Below are 4,364 nucleotides of genomic sequence, written 5' to 3'. Positions count from 1 at the left end.
GATCATCTCCTGGTAGATCCGGAAGAAGGTGGACTCGGGGCTCACCGCCTTGGTGTCCTTCGGCCGGCCGTCGGCGCCGTACATCTTGCCGCCGGCCCGGATCATCGCGGGCATGGAGGCGTCGACGATGACGTCGCTGGGGGAGTGGAAGTTCGAGATGCCGCGCGCCGAGTCGACCATCGCCAGCTCGGGACGCTTCTCGTGGCACTTGTGGAGGTCGTCGATGATCTCCTCGCGCTGCGCGCTCGGGAGAGACTCGATCTTGCTGTACAGATCGGACAGGCCGTTGTTGACGTTCACACCCAGCGTGTCGAACAGCGCACCGTGCTTGGCGAAGGCGTCCTTGTAGAAGACCTTCACGGCGTGGCCGAAGACGATCGGATGGGACACGCGCATCATCGTCGCCTTGACGTGCAGGGAGAACATCATGCCCGTCTTGTAGGCGTCCTCCATCTGCTCCTCGTAGAACTCGATGAGCGCCTTCTTGCTCATGAACATGCTGTCGATCACGTCGCCGTCGGTGAGCGACACCTTCGGCTTGAGGACGATGGCCTCGCCGCTGGTGGTCAGCAGCTCCATCTTCACCTCACGGTCGCCGTCGACGGTCATCGACTTCTCGCCGTGGTAGAAGTCGCCGTGCCGCATGTGCGCAACGTGCGTGCGCGACGCCGGGGACCACTCGCCCATGCTGTGGGGATGCTTGCGGGCGTACTCCTTGACGGCCTTCGGTGCGCGGCGGTCCGAGTTGCCTTCGCGGAGAACGGGGTTCACCGCGCTTCCCAGGCACCGGGTGTACCGGTCCCTGATCTCGCTTTCCTCGGCGGTCTTCGGGTTCTCGGGGTAGTCGGGCAGCGCGTAGCCGTGCGCCTGGAGCTCCTTGATCGCAGCGAGAAGCTGCGGGACGGAGGCGCTGATGTTCGGCAGCTTGATGATGTTCGTCTCGGGCAGCTGCGTCAGCCGGCCCAGCTCGGCCAGGTTGTCCGGCACCCGCTGCTCTTCGGTCAGGTGGTCGCCGAACTCCGCGAGGATGCGGGCGGCCACGGAGATGTCGCTGGTTTCGACATTGATCCCGGCTGCCTCGGCGAAGGTGCGAATCACCGGCAGGAAGGCGTGGGTGGCGAGCATCGGCGCTTCGTCTGTCAGCGTGTAGATGATGGTTGGTTGTTCCACGCTCATGTTCTGTTCTGCTCCCGTCTCGGCCGGACACGTGTCGGTGTCCACGGCTCAGGTCAGGCCACGGGGTGATGGCCGTTGCCAGTATCGAGCATCGGGGTCTCGGTGGTGTCGGCGCCGTCCGGGTTTGCCCGGTTTCCAGGTCGACGGGCCCGCTCGAGCGGCTACGTCTCGGGGCCGGATCGCGGGGTGCCGTCGTTGCAGCCCGTGGTGACGCAGCCGGCGGAGCCGACAGGGGAGGTTTTCACCGAACACGTGAGCACCAGGACTGCCTGGCCCGATACCCCACCGGATACATCTGCCATTATCCGCGGGAGGGATGGGTGCTGCCGAGGAGGCACCTGCTCGCGGCCGGGGACGCCGTCGCGGTCCCGGACTTCACCACGGAGGGCGAGATCACCCCAACCGACGATGCGGCGTGCGACCGGGGGACCCGGGGCCTCGGTGTGGACTCGGACGAGGCGTCGGTCTCGGTCGGTCAGGGGCTCACCAGTCCTCGTCAGGTAAATTGAGCGGAACAGACTCAACCTTTCGTGCGTTGGTCTCTGTGACAGCGCCTCGACGGCCTAGGCTCGAGGCACGACCTACGTTTTCCCGAAGGGGTGACCAGTGGACTCGTTCTCTCCGACCACCAAGACTCAGGCTGCCCTGACAGCAGCGCTCCAGTCGGCATCCGCCGCCGGGAACCCGGACATCCGTCCGGCGCACCTGTTGGTGGCACTGCTCGATCAGACCGACGGCATCGCCGCGCCGCTGCTCAAGGCCGTCGGCGTCGACCCGACCGTCGTGCACCGCGAGGCGCAGACGCTCGTCGACCGGATGCCGCGCGCCACCGGCGCAACCACGCAGCCCCAGCTCGGTCGGGAGGCCATCGCGGCGATCACCGCCGCCCAGCACCTCGCCACCGAGATGGACGACGAGTACGTCTCCACCGAGCACGTCCTGTTCGGACTCGCGTCCGGTGACTCCGACGTCGCGAAACTGCTCGTCGGTCACGGCGCCACCCCGCAGGCACTGCGGGAGGCGTTCACCGCGGTCCGCGGCAGCGCGCGGGTGACGAGTCCCGACCCGGAGGGCAGCTACCAGGCGCTGGAGAAGTACTCGACCGACCTGACCGCCGCCGCGCGGGCAGGCAAGCTCGACCCGGTCATCGGCCGCGACACCGAGATTCGCCGTGTCGTGCAGGTGCTGAGCCGTCGCACCAAGAACAACCCGGTGCTCATCGGTGAGCCCGGTGTCGGCAAGACCGCCATCGTCGAGGGCCTCGCGCAGCGCATCGTCGCGGGCGACGTCCCGGAGTCTTTGCGCGGTAAGTCCGTCATCTCCCTCGACCTCGGTTCGATGGTCGCGGGCGCCAAGTACCGCGGTGAGTTCGAGGAACGGCTCAAGGCCGTCCTCGACGACATCAAGAACTCGGCCGGTCAGGTGATCACGTTCATCGACGAGCTGCACACCATTGTCGGTGCCGGCGCGACCGGGGAGTCGGCGATGGACGCCGGCAACATGATCAAGCCGATGCTCGCCCGTGGTGAGCTGCGGCTGGTCGGCGCCACCACCCTGGACGAGTACCGCCAGTACATCGAGAAGGACGCCGCTCTCGAGCGCCGCTTCCAGCAGGTTCTCGTCGGCGAGCCGTCGGTCGAGGACACCGTCGGCATCCTGCGCGGCCTCAAGGAACGGTACGAGGTGCACCACGGTGTGCGCATCACCGACTCGGCTCTCGTTGCGGCGGCGACCCTTTCGGATCGCTACATCACCTCCCGGTTCCTGCCGGACAAGGCGATCGACCTGGTCGACGAGGCCGCGTCGCGGCTGCGGATGGAGATCGACTCCCGTCCGGTCGAGATCGACGAGGTCGAGCGGAAGGTGCGCCAACTCGAGATCGAGGAGATGGCGCTGACCAAGGAGACCGACGCCGCCTCCCAGGACCGTCTGGCCAAGCTCCGCGAGGAACTGGCCGACGACCGGGAGAAGCTCAGCCAGCTCAACGCGCGCTGGCAGAACGAGAAGCAGGCCATCGACTCCGTCCGCGAGATCAAGGAACAGCTCGAGGTGCTGCGCGGCGAGTCCGAGCGTGCCGAGCGCGACGGCGATCTCGGCAAGGCCGCCGAGCTGCGGTACGGCCGGATCCCGGCGCTGGAGAAGGAACTCGACGCCGCGGTCGAGGCGTCCGGCGGCGCATCCGACGGCGACGTGATGCTCAAGGAGGAGGTCGGACCGGACGACGTCGCGGACGTGGTCGCGGCCTGGACCGGCATCCCGGCCGGCCGGATGATGGAGGGCGAGACCGCCAAGCTGCTCCGGATGGAGACCGAACTCGGCAAGCGCGTCGTCGGCCAGGCCGAGGCCGTGCAGGCCGTGTCCGACGCGGTGCGCCGGGCGCGGGCCGGGGTCGCCGACCCGAACCGGCCGACCGGCTCGTTCATGTTTCTCGGCCCCACCGGCGTCGGCAAGACCGAGCTCGCGAAGGCGTTGGCGGACTTCCTGTTCGACGACGAGCGCGCCATGGTCCGGATCGACATGTCCGAGTACAGCGAGAAGCACTCGGTTGCTCGCCTCGTCGGCGCGCCTCCCGGGTACGTCGGCTACGAGACCGGTGGCCAGCTGACCGAGGCGGTGCGGCGACGGCCGTACACGGTCGTGCTGTTCGACGAGGTCGAGAAGGCGCACCCGGATGTGTTCGACATCCTGCTGCAGGTGCTCGACGACGGCCGGTTGACCGACGGGCAGGGCCGTACCGTCGACTTCCGCAACACCATCCTGATCCTGACCTCGAATCTCGGGGCGGGCGGTGACCGGGACCAGGTGATGGCGGCGGTGCGGTCGAAGTTCAAGCCGGAGTTCATCAACCGACTCGACGACGTCGTGATCTTCGAGCCGCTGTCGGAGGAGCAGCTCGAGTCGATCGTCGACATCCAGCTGGCCCAGCTGTCCACGCGGCTGCAGGCACGCCGGCTCACGCTGGACGTGTCGCCTGCGGCGCGGATGTGGCTGGCGGTGCGTGGCTACGACCCGCTCTACGGGGCGCGGCCGCTGCGCCGGCTGATCCAGCAGGCGATCGGCGACCAGCTCGCGAAGAAGCTGCTCGCGGGGGAGGTGCACGACGGCGACACCGTCGCGGTCAACGCCTCGGAGGACGGTGAAGGGCTGGTGCTCGGCTGATCGATCGTGGTGCGCGACCATTCGGTCGC

Annotated in this window: 3 protein-coding genes; 2 read left to right on the top strand and 1 reads right to left on the bottom strand. The window is 67.9% G+C overall.

What is annotated here, in order from left to right:
* On the bottom strand, positions 1-1,176 hold a 1,176-nt coding region (locus ACWDU4_RS28200; protein ID WP_450117260.1), incomplete at its 3' end, for an NADP-dependent isocitrate dehydrogenase.
* A 320-nt stretch (positions 1,177-1,496) separates the two neighbouring features.
* On the opposite strand from ACWDU4_RS28200, the gene ACWDU4_RS28195 reads away from it, so the two are divergent.
* Together ACWDU4_RS28195 and clpB are read left to right on the top strand one after the other, a co-directional pair.
* Positions 1,497-1,685 (top strand): hypothetical protein, encoded by a 189-nt coding sequence (locus ACWDU4_RS28195; protein WP_450117259.1) that lies wholly within the window; start codon positions 1,497-1,499, stop codon positions 1,683-1,685.
* 97 nt (positions 1,686-1,782) lie between these two features.
* Complete coding sequence (gene clpB / locus ACWDU4_RS28190) at positions 1,783-4,335, top strand: ATP-dependent chaperone ClpB (protein ID WP_450117258.1); 2,553 nt, start codon at positions 1,783-1,785, stop codon at positions 4,333-4,335.
* Positions 4,336-4,364: the final 29 nt, after the last annotated feature.

The organism is Rhodococcus sp. NPDC003348, from assembly GCF_053589375.1.
The sequence above is the reverse complement of the archived record's forward strand: the minus strand, read 5'-3'. Positions and strand labels throughout refer to the sequence as shown.